Origin of the sequence: Candidatus Manganitrophus morganii (assembly GCA_021651055.1) — a bacterium.
GTDB lineage: Bacteria > Nitrospirota > Nitrospiria > SBBL01 > Manganitrophaceae > Manganitrophus > Manganitrophus morganii.
The window spans coordinates 230,669-248,064 of the sequence record JAJHOH010000001.1; the positions used below are offsets into that span (position 1 = coordinate 230,669).

The following is a 17,396-nucleotide window of genomic DNA, read 5'->3' on the forward strand; positions in this document are numbered from 1 at the left end:
CACCTCAGGTCGTCCTTTTAACAACGGCGAGATTTTCGTATTTGCCAAAACCTGAAATACAGCCTGAAGTGATTGCGCGCTTATCATTTGGCCTGACCCCATGCTTTCGAACAGAGAACGAGCGTGTCATCCAGCTCCTGCTCGACAATGCCTTTTAAATAAAAACCGGTTCTCTGAAGCTTTTCGCAATCGTATCGGAGTGCTCGAACCGGTTCGCCGACGGCCGGCTCAGGACGGACAATTTCAGGATGGAATCCCAAAATAATCTTGCAGCGCGCCGCGATCCGCTGCGTCATCTCCCAGATGCTCGATGAAGCTCCCCCCAGGTTGAACAGGCCATCGCCGCACCCCTCCCGAGTAAGTCCAAGCAGATGCCCGACCGCCCGCCCAACATCTTCCAGCGGGATGAAATCACGTTGCTGCATCCCGCTCGATCGTAGGACCGTCTTGCGGGTTTGCACCGCCTGGCGGCAGAGGTCATTCGCCAGCAATGTCCAGCGGTCCACGTCCAGGTGAGTGGGCGCTCCAAATGCGTTTGAAAGCCGCATCACAATGCCGGTGATTTTTTTCTCGTCATGCGCCGCAAGCACAAAATCCTCGGCCGCATGGTGGGTGATGGCATAGGGATGAATCGGTCTCGGCAGGGTGGCCTCCGTCAGATGGCCCACCAACGGCGCGCCATAGACATGCGCCGTGGAGAAGTAAATGAACCGCTCGACTCCTGCACCGATCGCGGCCTGGAGGACATTCAACGTACCGAGTGTATTGACCAAAACCGCCTTGCCGGGGTCGGCCACACATTCATTTTCATTCATTGCCGCCAAGTGCACGACCGCCTGGACATCGCGCATCGCCTCCGAGAGGGAATCGCGTTCCAACACATCCATGGCCACTGTTTCCGCCGCAGGAAGCCAATCGGGTGCTGATTTCACCTTTCGACTCCCTAACCGCATCCGAATGTTCGGCTCACGCGTCAACGCAACCGCGATCCGTCCGCCCAGATAGCCCAATCCGCCCGTGATTAGGACACGTTTGCTCACCGGTGTTTTAGCTCCCAATTGTAGGGGATCGATGGATCGAAAGGATCGAGGCGATCGATCTCATCGGCCAGATGAGGAATGGAGGCGCAGTTGGCAACGATGGCTGTCTCGTGTCCGATCCCCTTGAACCCGTTCCAGACTCCCGGCGGCACCGTAACCAAGCAGTAATTGTCGGGACCCATGAATATTTCCTGTAACTGACCTCGCGTCGGACTGGTCGGGCGATTATCGAAGAGAACGAACTTGATGTTGCCATGCGGAACGGCGTAGTTCAGCACCATTTCCTTATGGATATGCCATCCCTTTATTGCTCCCGGATGTACACAGGAGAAATAGATCTCCCCGAACCCTTGAAAACCTTCCGAATCACAGCGGAGCATGTGCATGATCTTCCCCCGCTCATCCAAAATCTGCTTGAGCGGGGTGACTTTTACCCCTTCAATCATTTACATCTCCATATATTCCGAGATCTGTCTGCGGGAGATCTCTAATGCGCTTTGACCCTCGAGTACGCCCCGATACCAACGTATGGTTTCTGCAACCGCGCGCTCCGCGTCCCACTTGGGCCGCCATTGCATCAGCTGATTTGCCTTATCACAGTTCAGATGAAGCAATCGAGCTTCATGCGGTGCACCTGCCTGCGATGCAATTTCAACACACCCGCTCCCCCACCCGGCGATGACCAACTGGACCAATTCGCCGACGGTGCGAATCGATTTCGCGTCCGGGCCAAAATTCCATGGTCCTGAAAAGCGCTTCGGCTCCTGAAACAAGCGGGCCGCCGTCAACAGATAACCCGATAACGGCTCCAGTACATGTTGCCAGGGACGCGTTGAATGAGGATTCCGTATCTGAATCGATTTACCCGCTTTCAAGGCGCGGATCGCGTCCGGCACGAGACGATCGGCTGCCCAATCCCCTCCCCCGATCACGTTGCCCGCACGCACCGTCGCCGCGCCGAAGTCAGGCCGCGCATTAAAGTAGGAGTCTTGATACGCGGAGAAGACCAACTCTGCCGCGGCCTTCGATGCACTATAGGGATCATGCCCGCCGAGTGGATCGGTTTCCCGGTACCCCCAGATCCATTCATTATTGCGATAACACTTATCCGACGTGACATAAACGACCGCTTTGAGTGATTCACACCGTCTCGCCGCTTCAAGAATATTGACCGAGCCCGCCACGTTCGTATCAAACGTCAGTTTCGGCTCCAAGTACGAAAGGCGCACAAGCGGTTGGGCCGCCAAGTGAAATAGAAATTCCGGCTGAAATCCATCAAAAGCTTTGTGGACGGCGGTGCAATCGCGAATATCGTCGGTGACATGTTCGATGAGATTCTCCAGGCCCAACAGATTAAAGTGATCATTTTCCCGTTCGGGCGGCAGCGCATATCCCAAAACCTGAGCTCCCAATTGATGCAGCCAGAGACAGAGCCAGGAACCCTTGAAACCGGTGTCGCCCGTCACCAATACACGTCGGCCGCGAAATACTTCGTTGAACCGATTTCCGCTTACCATTTCATCCATGGCGCTTCGCCTTTGGCAATCAAGCCATTTAAGAATGTGTAATCGCGATAGGTGTCCATCGGTTGCCAGAAACCCTCATGCGGGTACATCATCATCTGTACATCCTTCACTAATCGACGCATCGGCTCCAGTTCAAACACCAAATCTTCGCGATCCTCTAGGTAGTCGAAGATCTCTTTACGGCATACGAAAAATCCGCCGGAGATACGACCGCCGGTCGCCTGCGGCTTTTCGTTGAACTCCGTCACTAACCCTTCGGGAGAATTCATCAGCTCGCCGAAGCGGCCGGGTGGACGCACACCGGTCACCGTCAAAATACGTCCGTGTTTTTTATGGAAGGCGAGTACCTGGTCCAGATCAACATTGCCCAAGCCATCGCCGTAGGTCAGCATAAAATGCTCATCATCACCGATGTAGGACCGCACTTTCCTTAAGCGGGCTCCCGTCATCGCATCGGTTCCGGTATCGGCCAGCGTCACCCGCCAATCCATCTCTTCGTGATTTGTGTGATACTCGATCGATTTTTGAGCGCCCAACGTCACCGTGCAGTCGCGCGTTTGCGCCTCATAATTGAGAAAGAACTCCTTAATCACCTGGCCTTTGTATCCCAAGCATAAGACAAAGTCCTTATGATCGAAGCTGGCGTAGTATTTCATCAAATGCCAGAGAATCGGATACCGTCCGACGGGGATCATCGGCTTGGGAAGATTGTCGGCGACGTCGCGTATTCGCGTACCGTAGCCGCCGCAAAGGATAACGACTTTCAATTCGTGACCTCCCCCGCAGTGTTAAATGCACAGGGTGCTAAACCGGAGGCGATGAAGACCTCGCGCACACGCTTACGCATGACGTCTAACGAGAACGTGCGCTCATACTTTGCCCGCGCATTGCGCCCTAAAGTTTCCCGGAAATTCTTATCCGCCAACAAACGATCCATGGCCTCAAAAAGCGCTTCGCTCGATCCAGGTTCGACCAGTAACCCTTCCCTTCCATCCGCTAATGCCTCAGGAATGCCGCCCACATTTGTAGTCACAATTGCACAGCCGGCATGCATCGCTTCAATAATGCTATACGGAAACCCCTCCCACAAAGAAGGAAATGCATAAATATCAAATGAACGGAGTAATTTATTTACATCACCTTGATAACGGCCTAAGAGCCGGACTCTGTTTTGTAAACCCATGGAACAGACACGACGTGCGAGTTCTACCGATGCATTACCCTCACCTGCCATGACTAATTCAACCGAGGCATACTTCCGCGCAAGCAACGCAAATGCATCCAGGAGATGGATCGCCCCTTTCCCCCTGTCCATGCGGGCGATGCAGCCGATAACATCAGAATTGGATTTAATCGTTGCTGGCCCAGGAGAAGAGGCATCTTCAATGCCATTATGAATCACTCTTCCCTTCTGGAGGGGCATACCATGCGTTATCTGCAATGAATACAATATCGCCTGCGCATTGACAATCACTAAGTCAGCAGAGTTCCAAACCAGCTTGTCGAGCAGTCCATCATAGAATCGCACTAAAAGACGACGCGGGGCAGGCATGCTGACAATACTCAGGACAACCGGGATACGGGACCACCGCGCGGCCACGGCCATTGCAAGGGTTGATCTCGCTGCAGGATAGCCGCCATTGCAACACAAAACCACGGAGGGTTTCATTTTAGCTAACAACGCAAGAAAGACCAGGATGTTCCCGAAAAATAACAGCGGATCAGCAAGAATGAACGGCAGCAAGCAGAACCTCCTTATCAGTTTGGGGGCTTTACCGAGCCGATATGCAACCATCGATGCGGTTAGAAACTTTACAGCAAGTACGGTTGCAGGGCGCTCGAGCCGATGAATATCGGCTGGGAATAGCCCACCCGCATTGCTCCCGATGATCACGCGTTTGTATAGGCCAGAAACACCATTCACAAGATCGATAAGATATCGATTGCCGCCGCCAAGGACATAATTTTCCGTGAAGACGAAAAGTGAGCTCATCGTTTATTCTTCTCCGGGCATGCCGATATAGTGGAGATCTTCAAACGACTTGATTACATCATTCAAGTGCTCCAATATATTATCGAACGTGAGTGCTTCGAATGGGTAAGACACAATATTCATGTCATGCACAAAATCTGCTTGCGACCGTAAATTTATATCAATACCGATCGCGCCCGATCGTTTTGCGGCTCCCGCCGTCGACATCCAGCGTTTTATCGTCATTGTTTGTCCATACCAGGGCCATGGTCATTAGAAATGACGCTCCTTTACATTGAGGCTAAATCTTCCATGCTTTCAAGTTCCGAAGCGAACGCTTCATTTCTTCTCGTTCCATTCCGATGAGCCATGGAAGGAGCCATACGATCCACATCACCAAAACAACGTAAATAAAGGACGCAACGATCACCGGGATCAGTAGGCCGGCCAAATCGAAAGACTCTAGATTCCAGAGAAAGCCGACGAGCATCTTCGCACAATATCCCGCTCCCATCATCAGAGGAATACCGACGACTTGAAAGATCCAATCGAACCCCCATCCGCTGAAACGGGCGATCACCCATGCCTGAATATTGACAGAGAAAATTCCCAACAGCACCATTTTGATTGCAATGCCGATGGCTCCCATCCCTAAACCGGGAACCCATCCACCCTGCGTCGGGACGAGCATCAAATAAGAAAAGGGGATAGAAACCAACATTATACTGGCGCTGACAAGCATATATTTGTGGGTATGCCCACTCGCCAGAAACATGGTCCCGCCGATTTGGCCCAGCGATTGATGAATCGGGTAGAGCAGCATGATGGCCAGGACCGGCCAAGCCTGAGCGTACGATTGTCCTAAGGAAATCATCACAATCTCTTTCGACCAAGGGAGCAGTAAGCCGGTGATCATGGCGCCCAGCATCACCAGTCCTCGGCTGACCTTGTGGTAAAGCATGGCGACCCTCTCATTATCGCGCTTTGCCCAAGAGGCGGCCATTTCTTTCCAAAAAACATTCAAGATCGAGGCGGTCGCCAAGAGACTGACATTTGCAAACTGGCTCGCAATCTGAAAATAGCCCTGTTGCGTCGCCCCTCCAAACTTTTGAAGCATCCATCTATCGGCGAAGTCGTAAAAAAACCCAATAAGAGAAAGCATCATCAGGGGCTTGCAATAGACCCAATACTCCCGAATAATTTGTTTGAGGGTCACCTCGGCCTCGGAAGGCACCGCTTGATTATCTCTCAAGAATCGGTAGGCCAATAACGTCGCGACAGCATATTGGACGATGATTAAAAACAGGATATTTTCGGCAGACATGCGACCTGTGATTAATAAGAACGAGACCATTATCAGGTAGATCATTGCGATGGAGAGGTTCAACAGCTGGATTTTTATTGTCTTCCGCATGCTCTCGCCGATCTGGCTCACGGTTTGCCATACTTGTTGCTGCATAAATGCCGCCAAGAGAGCGATGAGGACAATCGTGCGGTTATGTCCCAGCCAAACTTTTTCAAAAATGCTGGACGGAATAATCATGGCAACCAGCAACAGCATGATCATGAATTGGAGTGCCAGCCAGGAAATATAGGACAGATAAAACCGGGGCCCTTGGGCATGCCGGGAAAGAAAGGTGTAAAACGCACTCGAACTTCCCATATCGAGCAACGACCGAATCGCGACAAAGCTTCCGATCAGAAACATCAAATCGCCATAACCGGATGGATTCAATCCACGCGCAATAAGCACTCCGGAAACGAACCCAAGCGTGGCGCGGATCCCGTTGGAGCCGACAGACACCAAAAACCTGGTCTTCAACGACGTGGAATGGAGCATCTCTTCGTGCCCCAAGAACCTGGTTTTCAATGATGTGGAGTGGAGCATGTCTTCGTAACCTACCCTTTGCGATTCCCCGGCACCGCTGCAATTCGTTTGAATTCGGCGGTCCACAATTCAATTGCATCCGGAGAATTCCGAGCAAACCGCTCGCAAAATCTCTTGACCGCATCCTGTCGATCCGGATCTTTCCACCAGGCTTCAACGTCATCATAGACTCGATGGACGGCGGCTCCGGCACTCTCGGGCGTGTCGAAAAGAATGCCACTTTTTCGCAGCAGGTCATAGTACGGTTGGGCTTCAGCTCTTAATCGATTTGCTTCAGGATTCCAAAACAAAAGGGTCGGCTTGTCCGCCGCGAGCGCTTCGGCGAAGGTCGTCGACAGGTGATCGCAAACATAAAGACGACAATTGGCCAAGCTTTCCTGAAAAGAAACATCCCAGGTTTCAATTTTGATATCCGGAATGCATTCGGTAATTCGCTGGGCGATAGACCAACCCTGATCTTCACGATGAGGGCGCAGCCGGAACAAGGAGACGATGCTCGAATCCAGCGTTTTGGCAAAACGGCCCTGCCAACGGAGGTATTCGTGAAAAGATTTTGGCAGGAGGGAATATTGGATCAGGTACCTTGGTTCTGAAGTGGTCACCCATAAAATACCCTCCTTCAGATTACTGGCACCGTTTTTTTCCCTCCCCACTAACTTGTTTGCGGGAAATGGGATGACTTCCGCTGCACAATCTTTTCGCTCCCACCCCCATGAGTAATAACGATCGACGATCGACGTTTCGTGATCTTCATAGGACATGTCAGTCGGTCCTCCATAGTTTCCTCCATGAGGAGTTCCAATCAGGAGCGTCCCCTTTTCAGCAGAGATTGCCGCCCACTGCTTAAAAGTCTCTTCGAAATGCCAGGCGTTTGCACTCAATATGGCCTTGGGGTTTTTAGGATAAACCTCTTCGACATCATGGTTGATGCTGGAGTACCCTTCCAAAAGACTTCGAGGGATATCGGAAAGGAGGATGGCCGATAAGCATCGTTCGAATTCACCCTGGCCAATCTCGATTTTTGGCAAGCTTTTTCGGAGATCTGAGTTGGCCGGAGGGAGAGATTGCTTCGTCAGCGGACGAAGGATCGGCAACACGCGGCCTGTCGTTTTTACGGATAACCGGATTTCAGAGGACTTCGAAAAGTAAGAATTTCTCAGAAAAATAGACCGCTTATTTTTTGAGCCGATACCGACGACTATTTTCGCAATGGTGTTCAGGGCATTCTCCTTCCACGACTGATCGGCGGAGTTCCCGTGAGCGGAGGTATGGACAATCGGCGCTCCAGAAGGAAAAGTCCTTCCCTGTGCGGCAAGGATCTTAGTGTAAATCTGAAGATTGAAGGAATCGTCCTTCACGAGCCAGGCAAAATCGAGCGTATCGGATGGAACGGCATAGGAAGCCTCCGGTAGCACGAGGGTTTCGCAGTCGGGATATCGCTCCAGTGCACATTGTAAATGGCTGTACCGGTCATAACTCACCGAAAGATAAAGCCGCAGCCAGGGGCCGAGGACGATTCTCCAATAACGTTCGCTATACTCTTTTCCATGGAGGGTGTTCAGGACCTTGCCCACGATTGGCAAGATCCGCTCATAAAGCGCATGAATATAAACATAGGCGGCATGGGCGGCGTCTGCGGTATTGAACGGCGTCTCCAGAATCTGGCCGTGGAGCGGCTCCCAAAATGAACGCCTCCCGTGTAGCAAACACCATTCCCCTAAAAAGACAATCGGCTTCGTGGTATCCCAATATTGTTCTAACGCCGTCGTCGCAAGAAAAACCTTTTCATTTCTATCGGCTTGAGCATTGTTCATTAGACCAAGCGCTCCGCTTTATAGACAACTCTTTTAAATTACTCTATGGAACTTACCCCATCAGTCCCCAGCCCAACGCCGTCCCACGCTTTACATCTTGCTTCACGGTCTTTCCTAATACTTGTTCGAGATACTTTGTCGGTAACCCCAGCCCCGGCCGAATCGCCCTAACATTTTCACGTGTCAGCAGATCTCCGGCTTTGAGGTCTTGCACGACATAAAGCGACCGACGGAACTGTAGAGACTTTTTCTCGGCCTCCATCGGACCGTAGGTCACTTGACCAAGCGCCTGCCAGGCACGTTCGGTTTCTACCACCAGTTGCGCCATCTCGGCGGGTTCCAGGGAGAAGGTGCTGTCCACACCGCCATCTGCGCGTCTGAGAGTGAAGTGCTTCTCGACGACCGTCGCACCTAAGGCCACGCTGGCTACCGAAACGCCGACCCCCATCGTGTGGTCAGACAGACCGACTTCACAGTCAAAGAGGTCCCGAAGGTGAGGAATGGTCAGGATGTTGGTATTCTTGGGAGTGGCCGGGTAGGTGCTGGAACATTTGAGCAAGATCAAGTTTTTGCAGCCCGCTTCACGGGCCGCACGAACGCTTTCGTCCAGCTCTGCGACCGTGGCCATACCGGTTGAGATGATGATCGGCTTTCCGGTCGCGGCGACGCGCCGGATCAGCGGCAGATCGGTGTTCTCAAAGGATGCGATCTTGTAGCAGGGAACGTTCAGGCTTTCGAGAAAATCCACCGCCGTATCATCAAAGGGCGTGCTGAATGGGATCAGGCCCAGCTTGGCTGCCCGCTCGAAGATCGACTTGTGCCATTCCCAGGGAGTATATGCCTCGCCGTAAAGGTGATAGAGCGAGTTGCCCGCCCAAAGACTTTTGGGGTCACTGATGTGAAACTCCCGCTCGTTTAAATCAATGGTCATCGTGTCGGGGGTGTATGTCTGGATTTTGAGCGCATGCGCCCCCGACTTAGCCGCGGCCTCGACGATTTCCAGCGCGCGGTCGAGCGATTGGTTATGATTGCCCGACATTTCGGCGATAATGAAGGGGGGGTCGTCTTGACCGATCTTTCGGCCCGAAATTTCAATCATGACGGCTCACTTTCTTCTGTTTAGCGAGCGTGATGCGAACATCCGCGATCACCTGGTCCTGTTTTCGGGCGGCGCGCGTAAACTCGAGCCGAAAATCTCCGACATCCAAGAAGGCGTTCGGATAGCCTTCCGCATCGAGCATGCGGATCATATCGAAGAGCTGATCGAGCGAAGAGGCGACGGCCAGATTACTTTCTTCCGGTCTGCGGCGTTTGAAAAGGGTCGACTCCCCTGTTTGGGCGATCGGTTTTAATTTTTTTTCCAGAATTTCGACGATCATCTCTTCAGTTGTTTTGGATGCCCGGAGGAAGATCTCTTCGGCAGAGCCGTGAAGAGTGAGCGGCTTTTTAAGGTAGATCGGACCTCCGTCCATCTCTTCAACGCAGCGAAGGGCGGAGATCTTCGTTTCATAAATGCCGCGAACAATCAGGTTCTGAAGAGGGCTTCCCCCCCGGCCGAAAGGGAGATCGGTCATATGAAAAATCACAGACTCAAAGCGGCCGAAAACGCTGGCGTCAATGCGGTATGACCAATGCGGAAAAAAGATGATCTCCGGATTGATGGAGGTCAGATGCGCCGTTGTGAGATCCTCCTTGGACGTGATCAGGACAAAGTCGTAGCCGGTTCGAGCAGACAGGCGCTCCGCCATCCCTTCATTCCAGGAACGACTCGTCGCTAAAACATAGACTTTATTATTCCGAGCACCGGGCATTTTCCCTCTCTGAAAAAATAATTATTGAAGTGGCTTGGCTCTCTCCTCTGGACCCCGATTAAAAACGAAACAGTTATTTCTACTTCCTGTCAGCGTAAACCCCAAGCTTAAAAAAATAGATCGGGATGCTTCATTGTCTGGTTTCACCTCGGCTCGTAATCGGATCGCCTCTTTTTTTTCCAACAACTCCAAACCGAGTGAAACCAGCCTAGAACCCCATCCCCTGCCGCGGACCAATGTATCGAGCGAATAGTCGATTCTGGCCTCATCGCCTTCTTTATCGAATCGGATCTGTCCGACCGGAAGTCCCTCAGCATCGAAAACATATAAATGACTTTTTGGATCATTCAGCTTTTTTGCAAACCACTCTTTATGTGTAACCCAAGGGATGGTCTCTGTATGAAATGCGTTTTTTCGTACTTCTGGATCATTTGCCCAGTCGAAGTAGCTGACCACATCTTCTTCGCAAGCTGCGCGGAGTCGCGTTTGAGCCGTACCCGTCGGCGACATGACTTCTCGAATCCGCAGCGTTCCCAGTCCATCGACCAAGAGTTGATTTTGTAAGCTCATCTCCGTCAGGTGGCCGGGGTTGGAGACCAATTCAATGATTGCCTCTGAAATCCTCTCAGAGGAGATTTCTGAAGAATGGCCGACATAACAAATCAATTGTGCGGCTGCGAGTGCTTCAGCGGCAGGACACTGGTTGTCGGCAATCGTCACCATGAGAGTGGGTAGGCCTAAACACATCCTCTCCCAGGTTGTCACGCCACCTGCTCCGATGGCGAGATCGGCCTGCGCCATCAAATCGGCGAGGGAAGGTCTGGACCGATGGATCGTGGTATCGGTCCTTTTCGCTGCCTGCCGCTGTAATGCTTCAACATGCGAATTGTTTGCTCCGACCACAATATCCACCATCAAATGGCGAAGCTCAGGAATTGACAACGCAGTCAATGCCAAACCGGTGATATTGTCCGGATCGGTGCCGCCAAAGAACACCAAAACGCGGCGGGCTTTTCGGGCATAGGGGAGAAGGAATTCCCTGTGAGCTACATATTCAGGCTTCATGAGCGCATAACGCGGCCCCACCAGCCGCTTGCAATGACCCGGCACCAGACCCGCGTAGCGCTGCTCCCCCTCTGCAGAATAGTTTTGATCTAGGAGAAGATCGCATTCATGAGGGCGGTTGGCGAGATCGTCAATGACCATCAGCTTGTTTATATGCGGTTGTAACCGCTGCTCCCATTCCCTATCAAGGCTATAATGATCGACCACCAGCCAATCGGGTCTTTCGCCGTTAAGCACCTTAATAGTCTGTCCGGCATCTTCGGCTTGTGTCACCCCTAACCAGGCGGAGTAATCTTCGCCTGGCGGAGTATCGCCCGTTGCCGGGGCGGGCAACACCGTGACGGGAATGGCTTTTTGCTGCAGCATAGGGAGGAGGTGACCCGTGTGCTCCCGGCAGATGAATTGCGTCTGCACGCCACGCTCGCGAAAGGCTTCCGCCAAGGTTAAGCAACGCATGAAGTGTCCGGTTCCCATTCGGATGGATGCATCAACACGAAAGACGACCTTCATGCCAGGTGCCTCCCTAACATAAACGCTTCCGCGGCATTCGCTCCGACGATGGCACCGCGCCATCGCGCCAGAGATTCCACTCCCTGCCTGGAACGCGGATGCGGCCAGGCATAGAGTTCGGCGGCATAGGCATTCAGCGCAGCAAGCTTGCGGTCGAGCACACCGGAAATATCCTCAAACCAATTCGGAGCAAAAACCGGTGCGCTGCCGGGTAATTGCCATTCGGTGCTGGATGGCACCTCAAAACAGAGAATTGTCTTGACCGGATGCCCGCTCTGCGGACGACACGCCGTGACCACCGCCTGATGGGCCAGCCGGTGGTCGATGTTTAGATCCCCCGCGTGGTGAGTAAAGACGGTGTCGGGCCGGTGCTCGGCAATTGATTTCTCCACCTCCTGAGTAATCTCGAGGAGCGCGACCGAATCCATCCGGTTATCGGGGAAATCGCCGAAGGAGACCGACTTCACCCTCAGCGTATTGCAAGCAGCCTGGGCCGCTGCGCGGCGGGAGCGCAGCGCCTCCTGTTGTTTGGTCTTCTCGGCCGATCGAGAGAATACCCCGTCGGCCAGAAAGGTGACATGAATGATTGCTCCTTTGTCGGCCAGTTTGGCGATTGTTCCGCCGCAGCCGAGGACTTCATCATCCGGGTGGGCGGCAATTACAAGGATCGACTGCATCATCAATTCAACCTCTTAAAGCCGGCATGACAGATCGGCCCTTTCAGGAGGGTCATCACGTCGCGTCCCCCTTCGCATTCCTTGACGAGCGCAAAGACCGGATCGAGCACCTCAAAAAAACGGTCAACCACCTCCGGCAAATGTTCGGTGCAGACGTAGACACTGGTCCCGGCCAGATATCCTTTGGCCAGCATCTCCTGGGTGATGAGGGTTTTATAGGCGAGTGCGTTCGGGCCGTTGAACGAGAAACCGGTCAGCGCCGGCAAGCCGTTCGTGGTAATCGAAAGACCGTATTTTTCGGCCAGCGCCTTCCACTTGGATGTGATCTCTCTGCCGGTCTCCGTAACCTGCTCCCAGGACCTCTCCCTCGCCATTACCTCAAGGGTTTTGAGCGCGGCGGTCGGTCCAATCCGCTCAGTCCAAAAGGTGCTGCTGATGAAGGTGGTCTGCGCCGCCTCCATGACCTCCCGTCGGCCGATGGTGGCGGTGATGCCGTAGCCGTTGCCGAGTGCCTTCCCGAACATCGCCATGTCGGGTTCCACGCCATATAACTTGTGCAGGCCGCCGAAGGTCTGGCGGAAGCCGGAGGTGCATTCGTCGAAGATCAGCACGATCCCTCGGTCGGTGGCGAGCCGGCGGACCTTTTGCAGGAAGTTGTCTTGCGGGCCGTGATTGCGGACCACTTCCATCTTAATCACACCGATGTCATGGGTCTGGACCAGCGCTTCCAGCTCGGCAAAATTGTTATAGTTGAATGGGAAAACGGTGTCGCGAAGATTTTGCGGGACGCCGTTCGGCGCCAAACCCGGCAGTAGATGGCCCGCGAGATTTTTGTCATCGCCGAGGTTGGCCGACAGATACCAGTCATGCCAGCCGTGATAGCCGCAGATTGCGACCTTATCTTTGCCCGATGCCGCCCGGGCGATCCGGATCGCGATGGCATTCGCCTCTCCTCCGGACCGGGCAAGGCGGACCATCCCGGCCCAGGGGTGGAGTTCGATCAACTTTTCGGCCAGATAAACTTCCTCCGGGCAATTCAGGGTCGACATGTTGCCGGCGTCGATCGTCTTACGGACGGCGTCATCCACCTCGGAATGGCCGTATCCCAGGATATTGGTGCCGATCCCCATGATAGACATATCGGTATATTCGCGGCCGTCCAGATCCCAGACTTTACAGCCCTTGCTTTTGCTGAAGTAGGCGGGCCATTGGTCCGGCAGGAACATCTCGGCACGTTTGGAGAGGAGCATGCTGCCGCCGGGAATGACGCGCTTCGCCCGTTTCCAAAGTTTTTGTCCCGTGCCCATCGTGGCTCCTTCGTTGCGGACAATCTTTTGGTTGATGTTAAAAATCTCCGGCTGCCGGTGTTGCAGCTCGAGCACTTCACACCAGGAGAAATCGGCGCGGGGGTGGAAATGTTCGAAGACCTTTTCAATGACGGCGAAATCGGCCGACTCATCGACGGTCCAGCGCAGTGCCGAAAAATCCTTGTGATGTTTCATCGAGGCGGTCTTGAACTGCCCTGACGTGCGCAGGTGGGGAGTCACATGCTCCCGATCATAAGGTCTGTCCGTTTCTTGACTCGCCCGTTCCAGCGCTTTGAAAGTGCAAACTTCAATGTCAAGCCCGTCCGGGTAGGTGGGCGGGTCGATATTGCTGAAGTAATCGACCCCTGCCGCTTTGAAGCCGCGGATCACCTCGTCCACAAGTTTCGGATCGAGCAAGGGACAATCACCGGTTATTCGTACAACGACATCGGCCTGGTGGGTCCTTGCGGCTTGTACAAAACGGGCGAGCACATCGTTTTCGCTGCCTTGCTCGCAGGCATAACCCAGTTTTCGGACATGCTCAATCAACGGCCTGTTGCGTTGATCGACCGAAGTAGCGACGACGATTTGATTCACTTCTTTGGCTCTCAATAAGCGAGAGAGCAACAACTCGATCATAGGGATGCCGCAGATCGGCTTCATTACTTTATTGGGTAGTCGGGTGGAACCCATGCGGGCTTGAACGAGTGCGACAATTTTCATAGTTGAGACCAACGGGATGGGTTAATCAGGTTCTCTGCGCTGCAATATAAATCGGGCAAATCAACCGGTGCGGCACTGTTCGCAGCATCGATAATCTGCTGTAAGTGAGTCACGCTATCCGCACCCACGACGACACGATCAATCTCAGGAAAAGAAAGTGGGTATGCCAGACATGCTTGGACTGCCGAAGCGGTATGGCACCCAAGCCAGTCGTCCCACTTGCTCCATAAGTCAGACCATGCTGCAAACTTCGTGGGGATGGTGACCGGGGACATCAGCAGCAACCCTTGTAAAAATGCCGAACGGGTATGTATCTCAATCTTCTCCGCCTTGAGCCGTTGCAGCCAACCGGTTGTGTACAACCGACGATCCACAAGATTAAACGGAGCTTGAACCAGATCGAAACGGTATCGCGGGGTGAGCGCTTCTAATTCGCTTGGAGCGTAGACGGAGACTCCTACCTTTTTTACCCGTCCCGTTTCCTTCAGACCTTGCAAGGCCTGATAAAGTGCTTCGCCCTCAACCCCGAGCAACTGTTGGGGTCGATGCAGCAATAAGCCATATACGGCACTCACACCAAGCCGGGAGAACGATGCGTCCACCTGCTCTTGAACCCAATCGCTTACATGCGCGCAACCGTCGGGCACTGCGGGTAGCTTCGTCACCAGATGAAACCCTCGGGTCCCCGCTTCACCCAGGCAAACTTCGCTGTCGCCATAGGCGATGGCGGTATCGAGCGTGTCGATTCGATTTTCCGCGGCCAGTTGAAGCATCGCCTTTGCCACCGACCGGCTGACTTGACCCTTTCGATTGGCGATACCGTAAGTCATACCGAATTGGGCGGACCCGAGCGCAAGTCTCATCATTTGACCGCCTTCTCCAATTCCCGCACCACGTAATCCTGCTCTTCTTCGGTCAGGCCGGGGTACATCGGCAGGCTGACCGCTTCCGTGTAATACTCCTCCGCCGCCGGATACGCCCCAGGCTTGAAGCCAAACCGCTCATAATAGGGCTGCAGGTGGACCGGAATGTAATGCAGGTTCACTCCGATCCCTGCGGCGCGCATCGCTTCGAACACCGCGCGATGCGACTTGCCGATTTCGCCGAGCTTGAGACGGATCACATAAAGGTGCATCCCTGAGTAACTGTCCGGGTGTTGCCAAGGGGTGCGCATCGGCAATCCACCCAACAATTTGTCATATCTCCGGGCAAGGGCATGTCGGCGGACAACGAATGCATCGAGCCGCTCCATCTGGCTGAGGCCAAGCGCGGCCTGGAGATCGGTCATCCGATAGTTGAAGCCGAGTTCGATCTGTTGATAGTACCAGGGCCCGTCCGGCAGGCAGGTCATCTCTGCTTCGTTGCGGGTGATTCCGTGGCTGCGCAGCCGTTGCATCCGTTCGGCCAATTGCGCATCCTGGGTCACCGCCATTCCCCCTTCCCCGGTTGTGATGACTTTGACGGGGTGAAAACTGAACACGGCAATATCGCTATAGCGGCCATTACCGATCGGCTCGCCCCGATATTTTCCTCCGATGGCGTGCGAGGCATCTTCGATGATCCTGAAGCGGTATCGCCGGCTCAGCGCGTGAATGCCGGCCATGTCGCACGGCTGGCCGCAGAGGTGGACCGGTATCACCACACTCGGCAGTCGCCCTTCCTTCTCGGCCTCGGCCAATTTCTTCGCCAGGCGATCGACGCTCAGGTTGTAAGTATCCGGATCGATATCGACGAAATCGACCTGAGCGCCGCAGTAGAGCGCGCAGTTGGCGCTGGCCACAAAGGTGATCGGGCTGGTCCAGACCCGGTCGCCCGGCGCCACCCCCAACGCAAGGCAGGCAATGTGCAGGGCGCTCGTCCCGCTGTTGACGGCAACGGCGTACTGCGTGCCGCAATAACCGGCGACCGCTTTCTCGAACCGTTCCACGGCCGGTCCCTGCGTCAGAAAATCGGACTTCAACACATCGACGACCGATTGAATGTCCTCTTCGGAAATCGACTGTCGTCCATAGGAGATTGAAAGCCGATTCACGCTTCCTCCGTTAAACGGCAAAACTGGGATCGACATGCGATCTGATCAAGGTTCGGATCTGCTCGACGGTCAGCCACTCGGGATTTGTTCCACTCTGGTACCTGAAGCCAGGCGGGCAGAGCTTTCCATCGAACTTTCGTATAAAGTCGTTGATATTCCACAACGGTACGGAGGGAAGGATGACAAAGTACTTATCGAACTCAATGGTGTTCAAGGCGTCGGTTTCCGTAATCATTTCCTCATGGAGCTTTTCTCCCGGTCTGATTCCCGTCATTTTTTTTTCGGCGCCGGGAGCAATCGCTTCCGCCACATCCGTGATTCGATAGCTCGGTATTTTAGGAACAAAGATCTCTCCTCCCCACATATTTTGAAGGGCGTAGAGAACCAGTTTGACCCCCTCTTCCAGGACGATATTGAACCGGGTCATCCTGTCATCGGTGATGGGCAGGATGCTTTCCTTGCGTTTTTCCAAAAAGAAAGGAATGACACTCCCCCGGCTTCCCATCACATTCCCGTAGCGGACAACTGAAAATTTAATATCGTGTTTTCCTTTGAAGTTATTCGCGGCGATGAATAGCTTGTCGGAACAAAGTTTCGTGGCGCCGTAAAGGTTGATCGGTGCGGCGGCCTTGTCTGTGCTGAGGGCGACGACCAGCTTAACCCCTTGGTCGATCGAGGTCTCAATCACGTTCTGCGCGCCAATCACGTTGGTCTTAATCGCTTCAAATGGGTTATATTCCGCAGCGGGGACCTGCTTGAGGGCGGCGGCATGAATGACGACATCAATGCCTTCCAGCGATCTCGACAACCGCTCTTTATCGCGTACGTCGCCAATAAAGAACCGGATCTGAGGATAAAGGTTCGCCGGCCATTGCTGGGCCATCTCATATTGCTTTAGCTCATCGCGCGAGTAGACGACCAAACGTTCGATTTCAGGATGTTTCAGTAAGATGGTTTCAATGAATTTCTTGGCGAACGAACCCGTCCCGCCTGTAACAAGAATTGATTTCCCTTTTAGCATTTCAATATCC

General features: G+C 53.7%; 15 protein-coding genes. All 15 read right to left on the reverse strand.

Going from position 1 to position 17,396, the window contains the following annotated elements; genetic code table 11:
* Positions 1-83 precede the first annotated feature (83 nt).
* A complete protein-coding gene (locus tag MCM46_01025; GenBank protein ID MCG3110378.1) occupies positions 84-1,040 on the reverse strand; it encodes an SDR family oxidoreductase in 957 nt (318 codons plus the stop codon).
* Positions 1,037-1,486: a dTDP-4-dehydrorhamnose 3,5-epimerase family protein gene (locus MCM46_01030; protein MCG3110379.1), complete on the reverse strand. Its 450-nt coding sequence runs from the start codon at positions 1,484-1,486 to the stop codon at positions 1,037-1,039. The genes MCM46_01025 and MCM46_01030 overlap by 4 nt, the downstream gene beginning before the upstream one ends.
* The gene (gene rfbG, locus MCM46_01035) at positions 1,487-2,566 is read right to left on the reverse strand and encodes a CDP-glucose 4,6-dehydratase (GenBank protein ID MCG3110380.1); all 1,080 of its coding nucleotides are present in this window, start codon (positions 2,564-2,566) and stop codon (positions 1,487-1,489) included.
* Positions 2,551-3,333 (reverse strand): glucose-1-phosphate cytidylyltransferase, encoded by a 783-nt coding sequence (rfbF, locus tag MCM46_01040; protein ID MCG3110381.1) that lies wholly within the window; start codon positions 3,331-3,333, stop codon positions 2,551-2,553. Before rfbF ends, rfbG begins: the two co-directional genes overlap by 16 nt.
* Positions 3,330-4,559, reverse strand: a complete 1,230-nt coding sequence (locus tag MCM46_01045) for a glycosyltransferase family 4 protein (GenBank protein MCG3110382.1) — start codon at positions 4,557-4,559, stop codon at positions 3,330-3,332. Before MCM46_01045 ends, rfbF begins: the two co-directional genes overlap by 4 nt.
* Positions 4,560-4,839: 280 nt before the next feature.
* Complete coding sequence (locus MCM46_01050) at positions 4,840-6,492, reverse strand: lipopolysaccharide biosynthesis protein (protein MCG3110383.1); 1,653 nt, start codon at positions 6,490-6,492, stop codon at positions 4,840-4,842.
* Positions 6,438-8,240, reverse strand: coding sequence for an LIC12162 family protein (locus MCM46_01055; protein MCG3110384.1), 1,803 nt, complete (start codon positions 8,238-8,240; stop codon positions 6,438-6,440). The genes MCM46_01050 and MCM46_01055 overlap by 55 nt, the downstream gene beginning before the upstream one ends.
* Before the next feature lie 52 nt (positions 8,241-8,292).
* Positions 8,293-9,339, reverse strand: a complete 1,047-nt coding sequence (pseI, locus tag MCM46_01060) for a pseudaminic acid synthase (GenBank protein MCG3110385.1) — start codon at positions 9,337-9,339, stop codon at positions 8,293-8,295.
* On the reverse strand, positions 9,332-10,051 hold the full coding sequence (locus MCM46_01065; protein MCG3110386.1) for a hypothetical protein: 720 nt from the start codon (positions 10,049-10,051) through the stop codon (positions 9,332-9,334). The genes pseI and MCM46_01065 overlap by 8 nt, the downstream gene beginning before the upstream one ends.
* Positions 10,052-10,072: 21 nt before the next feature.
* Positions 10,073-11,626: a UDP-2,4-diacetamido-2,4,6-trideoxy-beta-L-altropyranose hydrolase gene (pseG, locus tag MCM46_01070; GenBank protein MCG3110387.1), complete on the reverse strand. Its 1,554-nt coding sequence runs from the start codon at positions 11,624-11,626 to the stop codon at positions 10,073-10,075.
* On the reverse strand, positions 11,623-12,306 hold the full coding sequence (locus tag MCM46_01075; protein MCG3110388.1) for a PIG-L family deacetylase: 684 nt from the start codon (positions 12,304-12,306) through the stop codon (positions 11,623-11,625). The genes pseG and MCM46_01075 overlap by 4 nt, the downstream gene beginning before the upstream one ends.
* Positions 12,306-14,273: an aminotransferase class III-fold pyridoxal phosphate-dependent enzyme gene (locus tag MCM46_01080; protein ID MCG3110389.1), complete on the reverse strand. Its 1,968-nt coding sequence runs from the start codon at positions 14,271-14,273 to the stop codon at positions 12,306-12,308. Before MCM46_01080 ends, MCM46_01075 begins: the two co-directional genes overlap by 1 nt.
* A 56-nt stretch (positions 14,274-14,329) precedes the next feature.
* A complete protein-coding gene (locus tag MCM46_01085; protein MCG3110390.1) occupies positions 14,330-15,199 on the reverse strand; it encodes an aldo/keto reductase in 870 nt (289 codons plus the stop codon).
* A complete protein-coding gene (gene pseC, locus MCM46_01090) occupies positions 15,196-16,365 on the reverse strand; it encodes a UDP-4-amino-4,6-dideoxy-N-acetyl-beta-L-altrosamine transaminase (GenBank protein MCG3110391.1) in 1,170 nt (389 codons plus the stop codon). Before pseC ends, MCM46_01085 begins: the two co-directional genes overlap by 4 nt.
* A 10-nt stretch (positions 16,366-16,375) precedes the next feature.
* Entirely contained in the window at positions 16,376-17,386 is a 1,011-nt protein-coding gene (gene pseB, locus MCM46_01095; protein ID MCG3110392.1) for a UDP-N-acetylglucosamine 4,6-dehydratase (inverting), read from the reverse strand.
* Positions 17,387-17,396: the final 10 nt, after the last annotated feature.

What these genes read in the sequence shown, in the direction of transcription:
- MCM46_01030 (MCG3110379.1), bottom strand. Translation starts at nt 1,486, where the DNA reads ATGATTGAAGGGGTAAAAGTCACCCCGCTCAAGCAGATTTTGGATGAG.
- rfbG (MCG3110380.1), bottom strand. Translation starts at nt 2,566, where the DNA reads ATGGATGAAATGGTAAGCGGAAATCGGTTCAACGAAGTATTTCGCGGC.
- MCM46_01045 (MCG3110382.1), bottom strand. Translation starts at nt 4,559, where the DNA reads ATGAGCTCACTTTTCGTCTTCACGGAAAATTATGTCCTTGGCGGCGGC.
- MCM46_01055 (MCG3110384.1), bottom strand. Translation starts at nt 8,240, where the DNA reads ATGAACAATGCTCAAGCCGATAGAAATGAAAAGGTTTTTCTTGCGACG.
- pseI (MCG3110385.1), bottom strand. Translation starts at nt 9,339, where the DNA reads ATGATTGAAATTTCGGGCCGAAAGATCGGTCAAGACGACCCCCCCTTC.
- MCM46_01065 (MCG3110386.1), bottom strand. Translation starts at nt 10,051, where the DNA reads ATGCCCGGTGCTCGGAATAATAAAGTCTATGTTTTAGCGACGAGTCGT.
- pseG (MCG3110387.1), bottom strand. Translation starts at nt 11,626, where the DNA reads ATGAAGGTCGTCTTTCGTGTTGATGCATCCATCCGAATGGGAACCGGA.
- MCM46_01075 (MCG3110388.1), bottom strand. Translation starts at nt 12,306, where the DNA reads ATGATGCAGTCGATCCTTGTAATTGCCGCCCACCCGGATGATGAAGTC.
- MCM46_01080 (MCG3110389.1), bottom strand. Translation starts at nt 14,273, where the DNA reads ATGAAGCCGATCTGCGGCATCCCTATGATCGAGTTGTTGCTCTCTCGC.
- MCM46_01085 (MCG3110390.1), bottom strand. Translation starts at nt 15,199, where the DNA reads ATGATGAGACTTGCGCTCGGGTCCGCCCAATTCGGTATGACTTACGGT.
- pseB (MCG3110392.1), bottom strand. Translation starts at nt 17,386, where the DNA reads ATGCTAAAAGGGAAATCAATTCTTGTTACAGGCGGGACGGGTTCGTTC.